The sequence below is a fragment of the Waddlia chondrophila WSU 86-1044 genome (assembly GCF_000092785.1).
GTDB classification, from domain to species: Bacteria; Chlamydiota; Chlamydiia; order Chlamydiales; family Waddliaceae; genus Waddlia; species Waddlia chondrophila.
Window position 1 is genome coordinate 553,873 of sequence record NC_014225.1, and the last position, 17,906, is coordinate 571,778.

Consider the following 17,906-nt stretch of genomic DNA (forward strand, 5'->3'; position numbering starts at 1 on the left):
TTTACGAAAAAAAAATCCGCAAAGACGTGCTCTAGATTCTAGACTTTTTAGGTAATTTCCCGCAAACTAACTTTTAAGGACTGCAAGGATGTGTTCACATCCCTCTTTCCCACAGGTACATCCCACCGGATGGCCAAGGAAGACATTGTATTTTTCTTCGGTGTCCAATTTATTAGTCACTGTGTACATTTTTTCGTCGGTTTGGATGATCTGCCACTGTTGAAATTGAAGATCGGAGTCGCGAACCTCTTCTTGAGAAACATCGATGACTCTCTCTTCCTTCTTGTCCTCCTCATTATCCCAAGCGTTCTGCCCGTCCCATCCTTCGTGCAGAGCTTTGGCTACTTGGCAATACATGCAGTTGCAATGAGGTTCCCCTTTGGGGGCGCTCTCGAGGGCTTCCTTTGGAATCAAAATCTTTGACAGCGATCGAATTTTGCTAAGAATCTCTTCTGGAAGATTGTCCATATTTGCCTGTTCGGGATTGTGCTGCATGGCAGCCTGGAAATTTTCAAATCCGCCGGCTCCGAACTTGAATGGAAATTCTCCTGTTTGCAGCCCTCCTTGAGCAAAGGGGAATTGGAATGTTGCTGTCTGAGGTTGCTTGGGAGGTTGGTCGCCGCCTGATTCAATAAATGAGGCATGAGCGTCGAAAATAGACTCGAGCAATTGAGGATCGACGTCGGGAATCGACACGGATTCCCCATTGTATAAGGAGATAATGAGCGAAGTGTGCTCCATATGAAGCGACTCGACATTTGTCCAGCTTGTTGAAATATAGGGAGGGAGGCTTAAAATTTTTTTATTTATTTTCATTATCTACCTCAAAACGTTGCTTTTTATACCGAGTTTTTCTACGCTCCGTTTCATTTTTCCGTTGATGTGGAGCTTTGGAATTACCTCTTGAATTCAATCACTAAATATATCTAAATAAACCTATTTAAGTCAATTGATTTAGCACTCTCAAGCTATAAGTGCTATTAAAAAGGAGCGTATGTGAAGAAAAAGACCTTTGTATTAGATACTAATGTTTTACTGCACGATCCCGAGTCGATCTTGAAATTCCCAAAAAGTTATGTCGTGATTCCTGTTACGGTATTGGAGGAATTGAACCGCATGAAGCGTTTGCCTGATGAATTGGGAAAACATTCTCGAACTGTGTTTCGACTGTTTGATTCGATATCTAAAGAGGGGAGGGGAGATCTTCACAAAGGGCTGAATTTAGACAATGGAGCGAGTTTGAGAATTCAGCTTCACAGCAAAGCAGGGATGTTGGGAGATCTCACTCCGTCGATCAGAGATAACAGAATTTTAATGTCGGCCCTTCTTCTTCAAGAACAGGGAGAGGTTGTCGTTTTTGTTTCCAAGGATTTTGCAGCGCGGATCAAAGCTGAAGCGATCGGCTTAGAGGCTGAAGATTATGAAAATCTCAAATTTTCCTATGATGACCTGTATCGGGGGATTCGCTTGATTGATGTCACAAAGCGGGAAGTGGATGAATTTTTCAAAGACAGTATTTTAAAAGTTGAGGCAAATGGGTGGAAGCCAAACGAGTATTGTGTGATGAAGTCGCCGGAGAACTCCTCTGCAATCGGTAAGTACGATGCGGCAGATGGATCTGTGAAGCCTCTGATCAAATTTTCCGATTTATGGGGGGTGCGGCCGCGCAATGTCGAACAAAAGTGCGCTGTTGATCTTTTATTGCGCGACGACATCAAGCTTGTGACTCTTATAGGGCCTGCTGGAACGGGGAAAACGCTTCTTGCTCTAGCTTGCGGAATGCGGAAAGTGTTTGACGATAATGAGTTTATGCGCATTCTTGTTAGCCGCCCTGTAGTGCCTCTTGGAAGGGATATTGGTTACCTTCCTGGGACAAAGGAGGAGAAACTGTTTCACTGGATGCAGCCGATCTACGACAATTTAGAATATCTTTGCGATTCAACAAGCGGTAACGGACCGAACGACACTTTGCAGTGGGTCATGGATAGCAAGAAAATTGAGATGGAGGCTGTAACCTACATCCGCGGCCGCTCTTTGCCTAAGGCATATATTATTGTTGACGAGGCGCAAAATTTAACCCCCCACGAAATGAAGACGATCATCTCGCGGGCCGGGGAAGGAACGAAGGTTGTGCTGACGGGAGATCCGACTCAGATTGACAACCCCTATCTTGATCAAGACTCCAATGGCTTGACGTATACCGTGGGAAGATTCAGCGATGAGAAGTTGTACGGCCACGTTTACCTTTCCAAGACGGAGAGGTCTGAGTTGGCCGCTCTTGCTGCTGAGATCCTTTGAATGCTCTGCCGGCACTGGGTTTTTTATGACGGTGCTTGCCTTTCCACTTGTTTGCAGGCCTTTTGGCCGGCTTGTTTTTGTGTTCTGTTTTGATCGGTTTTGGTTCAAGGCCGGCCACAACAGCTACATCAATTGGCTGTCCGGTGTACTCCTCGATTTTTTTAACCAGAGAGGTGTCTTTTCCAGAGGCAAAGGAAAGCGCTGTTCCGGCTGCTCCGGCGCGTCCCGTTCTTCCTATGCGGTGTACGTAGTCTTCTACATTGCGTGGAAGGTCGAAATTGATCACATGGGTGATGTTTTGTACGTCGATTCCGCGTGCTGCCACATCAGTGGCAACAAGAACTTTGATTTTTCCAGTCCGTAGCTGAGCAATTGTCCGGGAACGCTGCCGCTGGCTCATGTCGCCGTGTAAAGCACCGGCTAGCAGTCCTTTATCATGCAGTTCGAAAACTAGCTGGGATGCGTGCCGTTTTGTAGAGGTGAACACGATCGCGTGTTTGACCACGTCATCATTTAAGATATGCTCCAAAAGTTGATTTTTATGCTGGAGTCCATCGACATAATGAAGCTTTTGAGTGATGTTCTCGTGTTTTGTTTTCTCTGAATGGATCACGATGTCCATCGGTTCGTTAAGCAGGCGGTTGGACAGATTTAATACGCTTCCTTGCATGGTTGCTGAAAAAAGGAGGGTTTGCCTACTTGACGGTGTTGCAGCGGCGATTTTCTCCACCGGCTCGATAAAGCCCATGTCAAGCATGCGATCAGCTTCGTCAAGCACTAGGATCTCAATGGCTGAAAGATTGATCGCTTTCTGGTTGATGTAGTCGATCAGGCGCCCGGGAGTGGCGATCAAGATTTCATAAGGGCGCCTAAGCTTGCGTTGTTGAACGTGGTAGGGGACTCCTCCACTGATGCAGACTGATTTCACGCGATTGAGGAATTTGCTGTATTTATCCGCTTGGGTTGCGATCTGCATTGCTAGCTCTCTTGTCGGAGAAAGAATCAGAACGCGCGGACCAACTGTCGGTTTACGCGGATTTGCAACGCAGTGATGAAGGGCTGGCAGTAAAAATGCGGCGGTCTTTCCAGAACCGGTTTGCGCTGAGGCGCGCAGATCAAAACCTTTGACCGCTTTGGGAATGGCTTTGCATTGAATCTCTGTAGGGCTTTTATATCCCGCAGCGTTCAGTGCTTTTAAAAGATCGGAATGGAGGTTTAAAGCGTCAAAAGTCATTAATTGGCCTAATTTTAAAAGGGTTGGAAAAGACAGTATAGTAGAAAAGTTATTTAAATGCGAGCAGGTTTAACGTTTTCTTCATTAATTAACTTCCAGAGAGAAAAAGCGTTATAAGCTGCAATGGTTAAGAGGAGCCAGTGGAGGGAGGAAAGATTGACGAAAGAGATGATCGGTACAGCAACAGCTACGCCTAAAATGCCTGAAAAGCTAAGAAACAGACTTTCTTTGACAGCAAATTCCCCTCTCATGACAAAAGCGGATGCTGTAGCGGTTTGAACGATGGCGCCTGCTGTCGTCATGATCGGGAACGCGGCAAGAGGGGAGAGCCCTAGAAGAAAAAGGATGGTTTGAATGGGAACATAGATCCCTGCACCGATAGCGGGCAGCATCCCTGCAAAAACCATAGCAACGGCTCCGACAGCCATTTTAAACGGAGGAAGCGAAGTGGCAAATCCGGCATTGGGAAGCAGGCCTCCTTTTTGAGAGAGGATAAGCATGACGACTCCAACGAATCCGGCGCACATTAATTGGCGGATAGCCTTTTTGTCCAGTTTTGACACTAGGTAGCCGCTTAAAAATCCTCCGAAGCAGGCGGATGCGACAAACAAAAGGAGAAGATAGAGATCGACTTCGACAAAATTGAGAAAAAGGATGGATTGCAGCATCGATGGCAGAACGCTTTGAGCATTCAGGGTGCCGGGGACTATTTTGTCGTCGAATGTTCGAAAACGGTTGTTTAAGGCAACAACGACTGCAAAACTCCCTAATCCTATTGTATCTGAAATATTGCTGATAAAACCTGTAAATAGTAAGGCGCATGTTTTTTTGAAACTAAATGGCTCTTTCTTCATCTGCCGATAGTGCGTCAGAATTTGAAAAAAGACAAACAAACAGGCTGTGGCAACAATTAATTTTATAGCGTTATTCACTATGAACCTATCCCGATATTGCTATTTTTGCAGATATTTTTTCTTTTTGAGAAATTTTCTTCGACCGCTTCGCTGTGAATCTTAGTGAAGATTTACAAGAAGTGATCGAAAAAAAGAGCCAAAAAGAAGGAATAGATGTCAAATTTGAATATCGGGATAGGTTCATAATTCCTTAAACTTATTGTGCAGATTATAAATGTAAAAGCAGATAAAATCAAATTCGCGAAATAGCAATAGGTTCAGGTTTATGAAAATTGTTGTGATTGGGGGGGGTGCCGCGGGCTTTTTCTCAGCTCTTACTGCAAAACAGTCCAATCCTGAAATCGAGGTGATTCTCATCGAAAAAACTGCGCAGCTGCTGAGTAAAGTGCGTGTTTCTGGAGGCGGCAGGTGCAATGTCACCCACTCTTGTTTTGATCCGCGCATGTTGGCAGCTAACTACCCAAGAGGCAGGAAGGAATTGTTGGGGCCTTTTCACCGGTTTCAACCGAAGGATGTGATTGAGTGGTTTCGATTGCGCGGCGTGCGGTTAAAAACCGAAGGCGATGGCAGAATGTTTCCGATTACAGACTCCTCCGAGACTATTATTGACTGTTTGCTGAACGAGGTTCAAAAATGCGGGGTAAAAATTTGGACCCGTTGCAAGCTGAAAAGCGTGCAAATTGCAGAGCCTGGATTTTTGTTGGATGTAGGTACTGCGGTTCCTCTGAAAGCCGACCGATTGATTATGGCGACCGGAAGTTCTCGTCAGGGGTGGGAGTTTGCTTGTTTGCTTGGCCATGCAATTGAGGAGCCTGTGCCATCGCTTTTCACTTTTAATGTGCCGGAATTTCCTTTGGAACATTTTGCAGGGGTCTCGGTAACTCCAGCAAAAATTGCCATTCAGGGAACAAAATTAGAACAGACAGGGCCTTTATTGATCACTCATTGGGGATTTAGCGGACCTGCAGCGTTGAAACTCTCAGCTTTCGGTGCTCGTTATTTGGCAGAGCGCCATTACGAGGTTTGCCTTAGCATCGATTGGGTGCCAGAATTTTCGATCCAGAAATTTAAGGAAGAGCACAGCTCTCATCCTAAGAAGCTTCTCAGACAGGCGAACCCGCCTTCTCTTCCTAAAAAATTGTGGTGTGCGCTTTTAAAAAAGGCAGGTGTCGGCGATGAAACAGTGTTCGCAGGATTTGGCAAAGAAAAGTCAGCTGCATTGGCACAAGTGTTAAGTAAAGATCTTTATAATGTTAGGGGGAAAACGACCAATAAGGAGGAGTTTGTCACATGTGGAGGAATCAGGCTCTCTCAGGTAGATTTTAAAACGATGGAAAGTAAAATCTGCCCCAACCTCTATTTTTGCGGCGAGATTCTCGATATTGATGGAATCACCGGCGGATTCAATTTTCAAAATGCTTGGACGACAGGTTGGATAGCTGGTCGATCGGCTTCCGATTTTTCTTAAGAAAATAAAAAGAGGGTTAAACGATGCGTATTTTTCACCATTATGGAATTCCTACAACTGAGCAAAGGGATGATGAAACGTTGGTTGAAGTGGGCGGTTTTAAATTTTATTCGACTCCGTTCGAAGGAAACCGCTGGCATATTCAATGGCACCGTTTCCCGGAAGGCCATGGTTTGCCAGAACTTGTGACTCAGGTTCCCCATCTCGCTTTTCAGGTAGACGATCTGGATAGGGAGATTGAGGGGGCTAACATTCTCTTTGGCCCTTATAGTCCTTTAGAAGGATATCGCGTAGCCATGATTGAGGAACAGGGAGTGCCGATTGAATTGGTTGAAACGAAGCTTTCTGATGAGGAACTATCTGAGTTGGAGAGGAAAGAATTCAACAAAGGTTATTACCCCTGATCCAAAAAGACGATGGCTCCTTTCTGCACCTTGCGAACTGCTTCGCTGTCTTCGATTGTTTCAAGAGGAGTGTTGGAAGAGAGTAAAAAGAGGGGAATTGCTTTCGGATTTTTCTCTTTCCATTCTTTATATCCAAACTGTTTCGTCAGTTGAGTGGAGCGGATCACTGAACCGTTGTCAACTTTTTGACGCAGCTGCGAGTGGTCGATCTCTTTGGAAAAGAGTCCTCGTCCGGTCAGATGATTCGGGATTTTTTCGGTTTCCGGATGAAATTGATAGAGTTGTTCTCGATCGAAAAATCGGGAAAAATGATTGATTGCCAGGCTGTTGACCTCGTCATTTTCTGTGAGTGCCAGCACGACTCCTATTTCGGCAAGAGTGTCCTGATTTTCTTCTTCGAAAGAGATGAAGCTTCCGTAGAACACGTTTCCCTTTTGCTTCTTAGCTTCAGAAGCTTTCCAAAAATTGGTATCAATATAGTAAGGGATTAATCCTCTTTCAGAAAGCGATTTGCCCACTTCACGAGCGAAAGAGTTCGCTCCGATAATCAGGACTCCAGGCTCAAAAGATGAGGCAAGTTTTAAAAGAGGGGCAAAAACAAACGTTCCAATGGCGCAGAAGCAGACGGTTAGAGCAATAACACTGAATACGATGGATGTTAACCAGGCGGTTTCTTTGAATCCTAGTTCTGCAAGTTCCAGTGCAAATAGGGAAGCTACTGAAGCAGAGACGATTCCTCGAGGGGCGACAATAATCATAAGAGTTTTTTCTCTCCAGCTCAACTGTGAGCCAAATGTAGAGATAAAAACGACAAGCGGTCTGACAATGAAAAGAAGAAATAGCGTAATCATGAGAGATTCTTTCCAGTATTTCAGCACAACTTGAGGATCGATGCTGGCAGCCAGTGTGATAAAGAGGAATGCAATCAGAATGACGCGGAGGCTCTCTTTAAATTCTACGATATGTTTGACAGAGAGATTCTTTTGGTTCGCAAGAGTAAATCCCATGACTGTCGCTGTCACAAGGCCGGAATCCGTTTGGATATAGTTGGAAATGCTGTAAGCAAAAATCAGCAAAAGAAGGACGACTGAGTTATGTAGGATGTCCGGAATGAGATAGCGTTTCAGTGCAAGAATAAAAAGGAATGCGCAAAGCACTCCCAATCCAACGCCGATTAGAATGCTTAGAGAAAGGCCTATGGCAAATGTTTCTGTCGGAGAGTGGGAGGTTTTGAAAAATGCTTCAAAGATAAGAACGGCTGTGATGGCACCGATCGGATCGATGATGATCCCTTCCCAGCGCAGGATCGATCTAGCAGGTTCTTTGATGTGGAGCTGCTGCAGCAAAGGAATGATCACTGTTGGGCCTGTAATCACCAGAATTGATGCGAGAAGAACAGCGTATTCATAGGAAAACTTTGCGTAATGCTGAAGAAAAATCCCTGCTAAGACAATTCCTAAGAGTGTGCTGAAAATGACCAATCGCATGACGATCGGGCCGATCTTCTTTACTTTTCGGATCTCCAGGCTTAAGCCCCCCTCGAATAAGATGATGGCGACCGAGAGAGAGACGATTGGCAAAAGCAAATCTCCGAACAGCTCCTGTGGATTGATGAGGCCGGTGATCGGTCCGACCAGGAATCCCATCAGCAGCATGAGCAAGATATTGGGAATATGAATCAGCTCCGCTATCCAAGTGGATAGAAGGCCGACGATCAAGATGATTGAAAGTTGGAAAAAAGGATCTTCCATATTTGCTGTTATACGTTTTAACAATCAGTTTTTAAAGAAAAAAAGTTTGCCTTTTCAAGAAAATTTGCTATCTCTTTAAGCATGGTAAAATCGAATGAAGAAAAGCCTAAGTTGGTCATTAGAAATGCTGCTGTGCGCGATGTGCCTGCAATTCAGAAGCTTTCGGTCAAGGTTTATAAAGAGCACTACCAATATAGCCAGGCTGAGCTTCGAGGGCAGATACGTCATTTTCCTGAAGGGCAGTTTGTTGCAGAATACAATGGCAAAGTGATTGGATATTGCGCTTCGCTCATCGTGCATCGGCAAAAAGCAATGAGGAGCCATTCCTGGAGGGAAATTACAGGGAACGGTTATTGTTCGACCCACACGCGCAATGGCGATTTTCTCTATGGAGTTGATATTTTCGTCGATCCCGCCTACCGCCGCATGCGGATAGGGGAAAGATTTTATAGAGAGCGAATCAGTTTGTGTAAGTTTCTAAGGTTAAAGGGGATTATTTTTGCTGGCCGCTTGCCTTTATTGAAGAAAAAATTTAAACAGGTGGGGTCTGCAGAGGGATATTTGCAAGCTGTTTTGGATAAGAAAATTCGAGATCCTGTGATCAACTTTCAATTGAGGCAAGGGTTTGAGATCTTAGGAATTCTTGAGAAATACGACCCCAAAGATACTGAATCGATGGGGTATGCAGCGCATATGATCTGGTACAATCCCGAAATGTCTTCCCAGGATGCCACAGAATCGGGTAACAGAAGCGGCAGCGATGCACTTCGCGTCGCTTCTGTTCAGTACATGCAAAGAGAGATCGGCTCCTTTGATGAATTTAAAAAAATAATCACCTATTATATTGATGTCGTGCATGATTATCGCTGCGATTTTGTTCTTTTTCCTGAATTTTTTACGCTTCAGCTGCTTTCGATAGAATCGGAAAAATTATCTCCGGAAAAGGCGATTTTGCGCCTGGCGGAGTACACGGAAGATTTGAAGGAATTTTTTAAAGATTTAGCGATCAAATACAATACGAATATCATTGCAGGTTCGCATCCGGTCAGAGTCAGCGATACTGAGGTGCAAAATATTTGTTTTATTTTTCTTCGAGACGGTTCTGTCCATGAGCAGCCGAAAATTCATCCGACTCCCGATGAGAAGTATTGGTGGAACATCACTGGCGGCGACAAGTTAGAGCCGATTGAAACTGATTGCGGAGCGATCGGCGTTCTAATCTGTTATGATTCAGAGTTTCCCGAACTGGCCCGGTATCTAGTCGATCAGGGGGCAAATATCTTATTTGTTCCATTTTGCACAGATCAGAGGCAGGGATATTTGCGCGTACGTTATTGTTCTCAAGCAAGAGCTGTGGAGAATCAGTGTTATGTGGTGATGTCGGGAAATGTGGGAAACTTGCCCAAAGTGGAGAATATGGATATTAACTATGGGCAGAGTTGTATCCTAACTCCTTGCGACTTTGTTTTTTCGCGCGATGGAATTGCCGCTGAATGCGAGCCGAATGTGGAGACGATCATTTTTGCTGACCTACACCTGAACGATCTCTTCGAATCCCGTTCTTCCGGAAGTGTGATCAATCTGCGCGATCGCCGCCACGATTTGTTTAGCGTTGTTTGGCATAAGAAACATTAATGCCTTGGACCGGTTGGCCTGTTTGAGATCCGTTTGTTCTTCATAGGATCGATGTCGTGAACATAGACGTTAACGATTACATGGTCGACGCCAGGAATATCAAGTGCGATATCTCTCAACAACTCTTGTTCTCTCTTGGAATCCACTCTTCCTTTAAACAACACTTTCCCATGATTAACTGAAACATGCACATGGTTTTGATGATAATCGTACCCGTGGGACTGCAATCTTCTATGAATGGCATAAAAAATTTCTTCGTCCTCTGCGCTGAATTTCAAATTTGACCCGCATGTTTTGCAGTCTGCCGATAATGTGGTCGTTGTTACTGTTAGAACTGATAAAATTAAGGCCAGCTTCTTTAACATTTGATTTTCCTAATTGATTTGATTCACTATCCCGCCTTCAACTTTCACTGACGAGCCGTTTGTCAAAGCAGCTAGCGGACTGCAGAGGAAGGCTGCCATATGCGCGACCTCTTCTACTCGTGCAAATCGTCGAATTAAAGAGTCTGGCCGGTTTTTTTTGACAAAATCGTCAATCAGCTCCTGCTTATCGATCCCTTTGTCCTCTGCGATCTTTGTTAAAAACTGATCGACTCCTTCTGTAAGAGTTGGTCCGGGAAGGAGAGCATTGACTGTCACTTGGGTTCCTTTGGTTAACTTGGCTAAACCGCGCATGATGGACAGTTGAGCTGCTTTAGTGAAACCGTAATGGATCATCTCTTCAGGGATATTGAGGCCGCTTTCGCTGGAAACAAAAATGACTCTTCCCCAATTGCGCTTAAGCATGGGTTTAAGAAAATGTCTTGAAAGGGCGACTCCTGTAAGTACATTGCTTTCAAAGTAATGTCTCCAAAGGCCGTCGGTTGTGTCAAAAAAGTCGACGACCTCATAAATGCCGAAATTGTTGATTAAAAGATCAATGGGTTCTTTGATTGCATCAATTAGCTTTGCGCATCCATCAGGCTTGTTTAAGTCTGCTCCTATTCCGGCAACTTTTGGGTATTTTGACTGAAATTCATTAACGGCTTTTTCTGCGGAAGCGTCTCGGCTGCCATGGATGATGACGCTTGCGCCTTCTTTCAGCAGTTCTTCAGCAATTGCCTTGCCGATTCCTCCCGTCGATGCCGTAACAAGAGCTGTTTTCCCTTCTAATTGCAGGTCCATGTTTAACCTTTTAAAGATTTCATATCGATAACGAAGCGGTATTTTACATCACTTTTCAACATCCTTTCATAAGCTTCATTGATCTGATCGATATGGATCATTTCCACATCGCAGACAATGTTGTGTTTGCCGCAAAAATCTAGCATCTCTTGCGTTTCCTTCAGCCCTCCGATTAGTGAGCCTGCCAGTTTGCGCCTTTGAAAGATCAGGCTGAAAGCGGCAACAGGGACAGGTTCCGGAGGAGCGCCGACCAAGACCATTGCTCCTGAGCATTTGAGTAAGTTGAGATAGAGGTTTAGGTCGTGCTCTGCAGAGACGGTATCCAAGATAAAATCAAAGCGATTGACAGCTTTTTCCAATTGGTTTTGATCTTTTGTGTAGATGACGTCTTTAGCGCCAAGTTTCAGTGCGTCCTCTCTCTTATTATCAGAATGGGTAAGCACCGTTACCTCAGCACCCATTGCTGCAGCAAGTTTCACACCCATATGTCCCAATCCTCCCAAGCCGACAACGCCGACTTTTTGGCCGGGACCGACATTGTATTGCCTAAGGGGTGAATACGTGGTGATTCCGGCGCAGAGCAGAGGGGCGGCAGCGGCGAAATCAAGGTTGTCTGGCATTTTTAAGACAAAGTCTTCGTCAACAACGATCATTTCCGAGTAGCCGCCGTAGGTTGTGTCTTTTAGGTGCTTGTCTGGGCTGTTGTAGGTCATCGTTGCGCCGTTTTCACAGTGCTGTTCCAGATTTTCTTTGCAGCTGCTGCATGTTCGACAGGAATCGACAAGACAGCCGACAGCAACTTTGTCGCCTTTTTGATATTTTGTTGCACCGGATCCCGTTTCGACAACAATTCCAACGATCTCATGTCCTGGTACGCAAGGGTAGGTTGTGTTTTGCCATTCATTGCGTGCTGTATGGAGATCGCTGTGGCACACCCCGCAGTAATGGATATCGATCACGACATCCTTAGACGTAGGAGAGCGTCTGTTAATTGTGGTTTGAGAAAGCGGTTTTTCAGCAGTTGGAGCCGCGTAGGCTTTGACAGTTTTAGACACGGGAGCCTCCTTTTTCTTATCTTTTAACATAGAGGCAAGAAAAACGTGAAATTTTATTTCCAAAAAGAGATTAACTTTTTTATAAGAGGGATATACTGAAATGAATTCAAAATTTAGAATCAGGTGTTGATTTAGATGAAGTTAAGTTATTTGTCAGGCGGCATTTTTTTTATTCTCCTGGGGGGAATTTACTTTTATTTTCTAAGGCATCCTGTAGATGATATTGCAAGGGTGCATTCGTATAATGTTCCCGATAAATATGACCTATATGATCCGGAAATGGCTCCGGAGGAAATCCGTGATCAGGTGGTAAGCGGCTTCCAAATGATGATCGAAACCAAAAATCAGCTTCCTCAATATGTTGGTAATGATATGAACTGCCGAAACTGCCATTTTAACGGGGGAAATTCCATGGGGGGAAGAAGCTGCGGATTTTCCTTGGTAGGTGTTGTGCATAAATATCCTCGAAAGCTTCCCTCAGGAAAAGAGTATACGTTGGAAGAGCGAGTGAACTCCTGTTTTATGAGAAGTATGAATGGCAAGCCTTTGCCGGTAGACAGCAAAGAAATGCGGGCATTAGTTACGTATATGGAGTGGATTTCAAACGGTATTCCAAAGCTTGAAAGCTACCCTTGGTTAGGTGCAAAGAAATTGACAAGCTCCCATGTACCCGATCCAAAGAGAGGAGAAAAGCTGTTCGCGATGAAGTGCGCCCCTTGTCATGGAGAAAATGGAGAAGGGCAGAAACGTCCTTATCAATTGGACTATCCACCTCTTTGGGGTAATGGGGCATTCAACGACGGAGCCGGTATGAGCAAACTTGATATGTTCGCTTATTTTATCTATAAGAACATGCCCTACAATGATCCGAGACTTTCTGTTGAGGAGGCGCTCGATATAGCTTCTTATGTCACTAAGCAGCCCCGTCCCAAGCTCGAGAATCATGAGTAAAGTACAAAAGACACAATCACTAGAAAAATGCCGAAGATAGCCCGCAGGATCCGGGTGGGGAGCATGTAGGCGAGGTTTGCTCCAAAAGGAGCGCTGAGAACAGATGAGAGGCCGGCGATGAGCATTCCGGGAAGATATAGATACCCCAAACTTCCATTGGAGACTTGGCTGCCCAGCCCAAAATATAGATAAGAAAGAGTTCCAACGGTACCAACCAGCAAGCTCACAAAGGCTGATGTAGAAATTGCATGCTTTAATTGGACGTGATGCGAAGTAAGAAAAGGAATGGTGATTGGAGCGCCGCCTACGCCCAAGATTGAGCAGATAGTTCCCCCGATTAAACCAACTCCTCCTGTTGTTATTGCACGTGGAGGTTTTTTATGATCCTTGAATTGATAAGGGTTTTCCTTTTTAAAAGCTGTGTAAATAAAATAGATGCCGAAGCAGAAAATGTAGGTACTGAAGAGGGTGACGAGTTTTCTATTAGGGAGAGTGTGTGCGATCAAGGCTCCAAAGACCGTTCCACAAATGATACCCGGTGCATAGTAGCGCAAATAGTCCCACTGGATTCCCTTCTTTAGAAAATGTGCTCCGCTTGAAGAAATTGCAGTGAATATCATGACTCCAAGTGAAGTGCCGATGGCAACATGAATCGTGTAGGTAGCGGGGAATTCAAAAACGTGGAAAAAGAAAAGGAAAGCGGGGACGGTAAAAATGCCTCCCCCAATGCCCAGAAGCCCTCCTAAGAGTCCTGCAATGATTCCAATCAAGGATAAGGCAAGATATTCAATGATCATGACGCTTCTAAAGGAATGAATTGAAAAGTTTCCGCATCAAACAGACCCAAATCGCTTAATTTAAGCGAAGGGATCACTAGAAGAGCCAGAAATGACAAGGTCATTAAAGGGTCGTGCAGCTTGGATCCAAGGCTATGTGAGAGCTTTTTGATCCTTGCGTAGTCGGCGGCAACTTGCCATCCGTCTTTATCGCTCATCAACCCTGCGACGGGGAGAGGAACACATTCTATTTGATCGTTTGCTGCCGCAACGCCGCCTTTGGATTCAATCACAGCATTGATTGCGCGGCACAGCGATTGGTCGTCGACGCCTACGGCAACGATGTTGTGAGAGTCGTGAGCGATGGAAGACGCCAGAGCGCCTGATTTTAAGCCAAGTCCCTGAACAAAAGCAATTGCTGGCGGGGCGTCTTGATATCTATTGACGACAACGAGCTTGAGCACGTCCTTGTCCACATCTGAAATGTATTCCCCTTTTTCGATGCATGCAGGAAGGATCAATTTTCCAGTCACAAGCTCTCCTTGGACTGCCTGGATGACGTGAATGTTTTCTCCTTTGGCAGCGATTTTAAAAGCATTCTCCTTTTTTAAGGAGCAGGCAAATCGGTTGATCGGAGAAACAGCAACGGAATCGATCAGGCTTTTTCCTTCGGAAGCTACTTGAATCCCTTGAATAAAGGTGGATTTAACGTTGAAAGTTTCTAAATCTTCCAAGACGATAAAGTCGGCTGAATCGTTTAGGCGAAGAAGGCCAACATTCATGCGATAATGTTCCACAGGATGGATGCAGGCAGCACGCAGAACGTCCATTAAATCGTAACCTAATTCTATGGATCGCTTCACGATCAGGTTGATATGCCCTTCAATCAACTCATCGGGGTGTTTATCATCGGAGCAGAACATTATTCGATCGGGATGCGATTTGATAAGAGGATGCAAGGCTTGAAAATTTTTTGCAGCAGATCCTTCGCGTATCAGGATTTTCATTCCATAGAGGATTTTGCCTAACGCCTCTTCTAGAGTGAAACATTCGTGATCTGTGCTGATTCCGGCATTGATATAGGCTTTTGCCTGATCTTTCTTCAACCCGGGCGAGTGGCCGTCGATGGGAAATCCAAATGATTGCGCGACTGCGATTTTTTGCATGACCTCAGGGTCCTGGTGCAGTACACCGGGGAAGTTCATCATTTCGCTTAAGTATTTTAGTCTGTCTTTTTCAAACAGCGTATGGATGTCATCTGCTGTGATTGAGGCGCCGGCAGTTTCGAAGGAGGTTGCAGGAACGCAAGAGGGAGCTCCGAAATGGAAGTGGAAGGGCACTTTGCTGCCATTTTCGAGCATGAAGCGGATCCCTTCCATGCCTGCCACATTGGCGATTTCGTGAGGATCGGAGATCGTCCCGACTGTCCCGTGAAGAACCGCTATGCGAGCAAACTCCGAAGGGATGAGCATCGAGCTTTCAATGTGGATATGTGCATCGATGAAGCCGGGAAGGATATATTGATCGGGCGCTTTTTCTTTTTCAGAAATTGACGCGATCCTGCCATCAGCGAGTGTGATTTCTCCTGGAAAGATCCGTTTTGCAAAGAGATCGACGATCTGGCCTGAAATGGAGAGGTTAGTCATCGCCTGCGGCCGCCAAGTCCAAAGACGCCTAGCAAGCCTCTGGAAATTTCCCTAGCGATAGTTCGGCCTATTTGCCGGGCGGCAGAGCTGTCTACGATCTTTTCCAGCATCGATTTTTCTTTTTTTGCTTTTTTAAAATCTTGTTGAATTTCGTCTTGTTTCTCTTTTTTGTTGAACGCCTTGATCTTCGCATTTAGGATCTCATAGGCGCTTTCCGAGTCAATTTCTGCATTGTATTTTTGCACAAGATGAGATTTGCTGACAATCTCATCGATCTCATCTAAGGTCAGCACTCCCATTCGAGATCTTGGAGCAGACAGTAGAGTCGCAATGAGAGGGGTTGGAACGCCTTTTTCACTCAGGGCAGTAATAAGCGCTTCTCCGATTCCGAGGCTGGTCAGCAGTTCTGTTGTGTTATAGTAATGAGAGGTTGGATAATTTTCCGCTGTCAATTTGATTGCTTTTCTGTCTTTAGCTGTGAAGGCGCGTAGAGCGTGCTGTATTTTAAGCCCCAATTGGCTGAGGATATTACTTGGGATATCTGTCGGCAGCTGCGTGCAAAAAATCATGCCGACTCCTTTGGAGCGGATCAATTTTACGATGGAATCAAGTTGATCTAAAAGCGCTTTTGAAGCTTCTTCGAAGACCAAATGCGCTTCATCGATGAAAATCACAAGTTTAGGTTTTTCCAAATCTCCTTCTTCGGGAAAGCTTCCATAGATTTCCGCTAACAAGCTGAGCATAAATGTTGAGAAGAGGTTTGGTTTGTCCTGGATATCAGTGAGTCTAAGGATGGAAATGCAGCCTTTTCCCTCTTCATCGATTCTGGCCAAATCCTTGACCTCAAACGAGCGTTCGCCGAAAAAGCGGGTTGCTCCCTGCTGTTCCAATTCGATGATTTTTCTAAGAATAATTCCCATTGATCTGTTGGAGATTGCGCCATATTGAGATTCGATCTCCTCTTTTCCTTCATTGGTCATGTACTGAATCACTTTTTTTAGATCTTTCAGATCGAGAAGGGGAAGATGGTGATTGTCGCAGTAGCTGAAGATGATTGAGACAAGGCTTGCTTGGGTATCGTTCAGTTCAAGAATTTTTGAGAGAAGGATCGGGCCGAATTCTGAAACGGTCGCCCTTACCTTCACTCCTTTTTCTTCTGAAAGGCTGAGAAATTCGACAGGATACTGTTCTGGCTTAAAATCAATGCCTAGTGTTTTCTGCCGCTCTTCAATTCGGGGAGTGGATTCGCCAGCCTTTGCAATGCCGCTCAAGTCTCCCTTGATATCCATCAACAAGGTGGGAACTCCTTTGGAAGAGAGAGCGCCGGCGAGAAGTTGGAGTGTTTTTGTTTTTCCAGTTCCCGTTGCGCCGCTGATCAGCCCATGTCGGTTGAGAGTTTTCAAAGGGATGTTGACCCTTGCCTTCTTTAGGCACTTGTTGTCCAATAAGCCGGCTCCAAGGGTGATTGACTCTCCTTTTGGGAGATAGGCGGCTTCCATTTCTTTAATGAATTGTTCAGTTTGTTCCATGTTGATGGTCGACCATGCGTTCTAATTCCTCTGGATATCGGGAGCCTTGAATCGTTATGCTTTCTGCCGTTCGATCAATTTCATGCAAGTCTTCTTCTGTTAGTTCGATGTTAACTGCTGCAATGTTTTCTTCCAGGCGGTGGAGCTTAGTTGTTCCCGGGATGGGGACGATCCAAGGTTTTTGCGCAAGTATCCAAGCAAGAGAGATTTGAGCCGGTGTACATGCCTTTCTTTCAGCAATTTTCTGAAGAGACTTCACTAGGGCGAGGTTCTCTTGCCGTGCTTCATGAGCAAAGCGAGGCAGTTTCTTGCGAAAGTCGGACAGATCAAAGTCTGCGGTTTCATCAATTTTTCCAGTCAGAAAGCCTCTTCCCAGGGGACTGTAGGGAACAAATCCGATGCCAAGCTCTTCCAAAACAGGGAATAGTTCTTTTTCAGGCTGTCTCCACCACAAAGAGTATTCGCTTTGAAGAGCGGTTACTGGCAGCACAGCGTGTGCCCGCCTCAGCGTTTCTTCTCCAGCTTCAGATAAGCCAAAGTGTTTGACTTTTCCTTCTTGAATCAGATTTTTTACAGTTCCCGCAACATCTTCAATAGGGACGTTTGGATCGACACGATGTTGATAGAGGAGATCGATGGATTCGACTTTGAGCCGCTTAAGAGATCCGTCGACAACTTCTCGGATATGTTCGGAACGGCTGTCCAGCCCATCATAACCAGGATCTTTTCCGAATTTAAGCTTAAATCCGAATTTGGTTGCGATGGTCACTTGATTTCTGATTGGCTTCAGAGCTTCTCCTACAAGTTCTTCATTGGCGTAAGGGCCGTAGACTTCTGCAGTGTCGAAAAAGGTGATTCCGTGCTCGACGGCTTTTTTTAGAAGGTCGCTCATCTCCTTTTTATCTTTAGGGGGGCCATAGCCGAAGCTCATTCCCATGCATCCAAGTCCCAGAGCTGAGACCTCTAAACCACTTTTTCCGAGGGTGCGTTTTTTCATGACAATCCTTCGATCTTTCCCTCACATTGGAAGATATGGTGGAAAATGTCAATTATACCGATCATGTTTCAAAATTAAATTT

Annotated in this window: 16 protein-coding genes; 5 read left to right on the forward strand and 11 right to left on the reverse strand. The window is 45.2% G+C overall.

Annotation, left to right across the window (positions count from 1 at the left end; all coding sequences use genetic code 11):
- Positions 1–66 precede the first annotated feature (66 nt).
- Positions 67–816: a hypothetical protein gene (locus WCW_RS02415; protein WP_013181599.1), complete on the reverse strand. Its 750-nt coding sequence runs from the start codon at positions 814–816 to the stop codon at positions 67–69.
- Between the two features lie 180 nt (positions 817–996).
- Between WCW_RS02415 and WCW_RS02420 the strand changes: the two genes are divergently transcribed.
- On the forward strand, positions 997–2,298 hold the full coding sequence (locus tag WCW_RS02420) for a PhoH family protein (RefSeq protein ID WP_013181600.1): 1,302 nt from the start codon (positions 997–999) through the stop codon (positions 2,296–2,298).
- Here the strand turns inward: WCW_RS02420 and WCW_RS02425 are convergent.
- Together WCW_RS02425 and WCW_RS02430 are read right to left on the reverse strand one after the other, a co-directional pair.
- Positions 2,213–3,532 carry a DEAD/DEAH box helicase gene (locus WCW_RS02425; protein ID WP_013181601.1) on the reverse strand — a complete coding sequence of 440 codons (1,320 nt, stop codon included), beginning with the start codon at positions 3,530–3,532 and terminating at the stop codon, positions 2,213–2,215. The two genes, WCW_RS02420 and WCW_RS02425, sit on opposite strands and share 86 nt — an antisense overlap.
- 53 nt (positions 3,533–3,585) lie before the next feature.
- On the reverse strand, positions 3,586–4,464 hold the full coding sequence (locus WCW_RS02430; RefSeq protein WP_013181602.1) for a sulfite exporter TauE/SafE family protein: 879 nt from the start codon (positions 4,462–4,464) through the stop codon (positions 3,586–3,588).
- A gap of 247 nt (positions 4,465–4,711) precedes the next feature.
- Here WCW_RS02430 and WCW_RS02435 point away from each other — a divergent pair, with 247 nt between their 5' ends.
- The gene (locus tag WCW_RS02435; RefSeq protein WP_013181604.1) at positions 4,712–5,914 is read left to right on the forward strand and encodes a BaiN/RdsA family NAD(P)/FAD-dependent oxidoreductase; all 1,203 of its coding nucleotides are present in this window, start codon (positions 4,712–4,714) and stop codon (positions 5,912–5,914) included.
- A gap of 23 nt (positions 5,915–5,937) precedes the next feature.
- Entirely contained in the window at positions 5,938–6,318 is a 381-nt protein-coding gene (locus tag WCW_RS02440; protein ID WP_013181605.1) for a VOC family protein, read from the forward strand.
- Here the strand turns inward: WCW_RS02440 and WCW_RS02445 are convergent.
- Positions 6,309–8,069: a cation:proton antiporter gene (locus WCW_RS02445; RefSeq protein WP_013181607.1), complete on the reverse strand. Its 1,761-nt coding sequence runs from the start codon at positions 8,067–8,069 to the stop codon at positions 6,309–6,311. The genes WCW_RS02440 and WCW_RS02445 overlap by 10 nt on opposite strands.
- A gap of 81 nt (positions 8,070–8,150) precedes the next feature.
- On the opposite strand from WCW_RS02445, the gene WCW_RS02450 reads away from it, so the two are divergent.
- Positions 8,151–9,704 carry a GNAT family N-acetyltransferase gene (locus WCW_RS02450; protein WP_013181608.1) on the forward strand — a complete coding sequence of 518 codons (1,554 nt, stop codon included), beginning with the start codon at positions 8,151–8,153 and terminating at the stop codon, positions 9,702–9,704.
- Here the strand turns inward: WCW_RS02450 and WCW_RS02455 are convergent.
- Genes WCW_RS02455 through WCW_RS02465 form a run of 3 tightly spaced genes read right to left on the reverse strand, consistent with a single transcriptional unit; the run spans position 9,701 to position 11,955 of the window.
- A complete protein-coding gene (locus WCW_RS02455) occupies positions 9,701–10,069 on the reverse strand; it encodes a BON domain-containing protein (protein WP_013181609.1) in 369 nt (122 codons plus the stop codon). The two genes, WCW_RS02450 and WCW_RS02455, sit on opposite strands and share 4 nt — an antisense overlap.
- Positions 10,070–10,078: 9 nt before the next feature.
- On the reverse strand, positions 10,079–10,870 hold the full coding sequence (locus WCW_RS02460; protein WP_013181610.1) for an SDR family NAD(P)-dependent oxidoreductase: 792 nt from the start codon (positions 10,868–10,870) through the stop codon (positions 10,079–10,081).
- Positions 10,871–10,872: 2 nt separating this feature from the next.
- A complete protein-coding gene (locus tag WCW_RS02465; RefSeq protein ID WP_013181611.1) occupies positions 10,873–11,955 on the reverse strand; it encodes an NAD(P)-dependent alcohol dehydrogenase in 1,083 nt (360 codons plus the stop codon).
- 105 nt (positions 11,956–12,060) lie between these two features.
- Here WCW_RS02465 and WCW_RS02470 point away from each other — a divergent pair, with 105 nt between their 5' ends.
- Positions 12,061–12,876, forward strand: coding sequence for a c-type cytochrome (locus WCW_RS02470; protein WP_013181612.1), 816 nt, complete (start codon positions 12,061–12,063; stop codon positions 12,874–12,876).
- On the opposite strand, the gene WCW_RS02475 is transcribed toward WCW_RS02470, so the two are convergent.
- Genes WCW_RS02475 through WCW_RS02490 form a run of 4 tightly spaced genes read right to left on the reverse strand, consistent with a single transcriptional unit; the run spans position 12,867 to position 17,824 of the window.
- Entirely contained in the window at positions 12,867–13,673 is an 807-nt protein-coding gene (locus tag WCW_RS02475; RefSeq protein WP_013181613.1) for a sulfite exporter TauE/SafE family protein, read from the reverse strand. The two genes, WCW_RS02470 and WCW_RS02475, sit on opposite strands and share 10 nt — an antisense overlap.
- Positions 13,670–15,298, reverse strand: coding sequence for an adenine deaminase (gene ade, locus WCW_RS02480; protein ID WP_013181614.1), 1,629 nt, complete (start codon positions 15,296–15,298; stop codon positions 13,670–13,672). The genes WCW_RS02475 and ade overlap by 4 nt, the downstream gene beginning before the upstream one ends.
- Positions 15,295–16,827, reverse strand: coding sequence for a helicase HerA-like domain-containing protein (locus tag WCW_RS02485; protein ID WP_013181615.1), 1,533 nt, complete (start codon positions 16,825–16,827; stop codon positions 15,295–15,297). Before WCW_RS02485 ends, ade begins: the two co-directional genes overlap by 4 nt.
- Positions 16,814–17,824, reverse strand: coding sequence for an aldo/keto reductase (locus tag WCW_RS02490; protein WP_013181616.1), 1,011 nt, complete (start codon positions 17,822–17,824; stop codon positions 16,814–16,816). The genes WCW_RS02485 and WCW_RS02490 overlap by 14 nt, the downstream gene beginning before the upstream one ends.
- Positions 17,825–17,906: the final 82 nt, after the last annotated feature.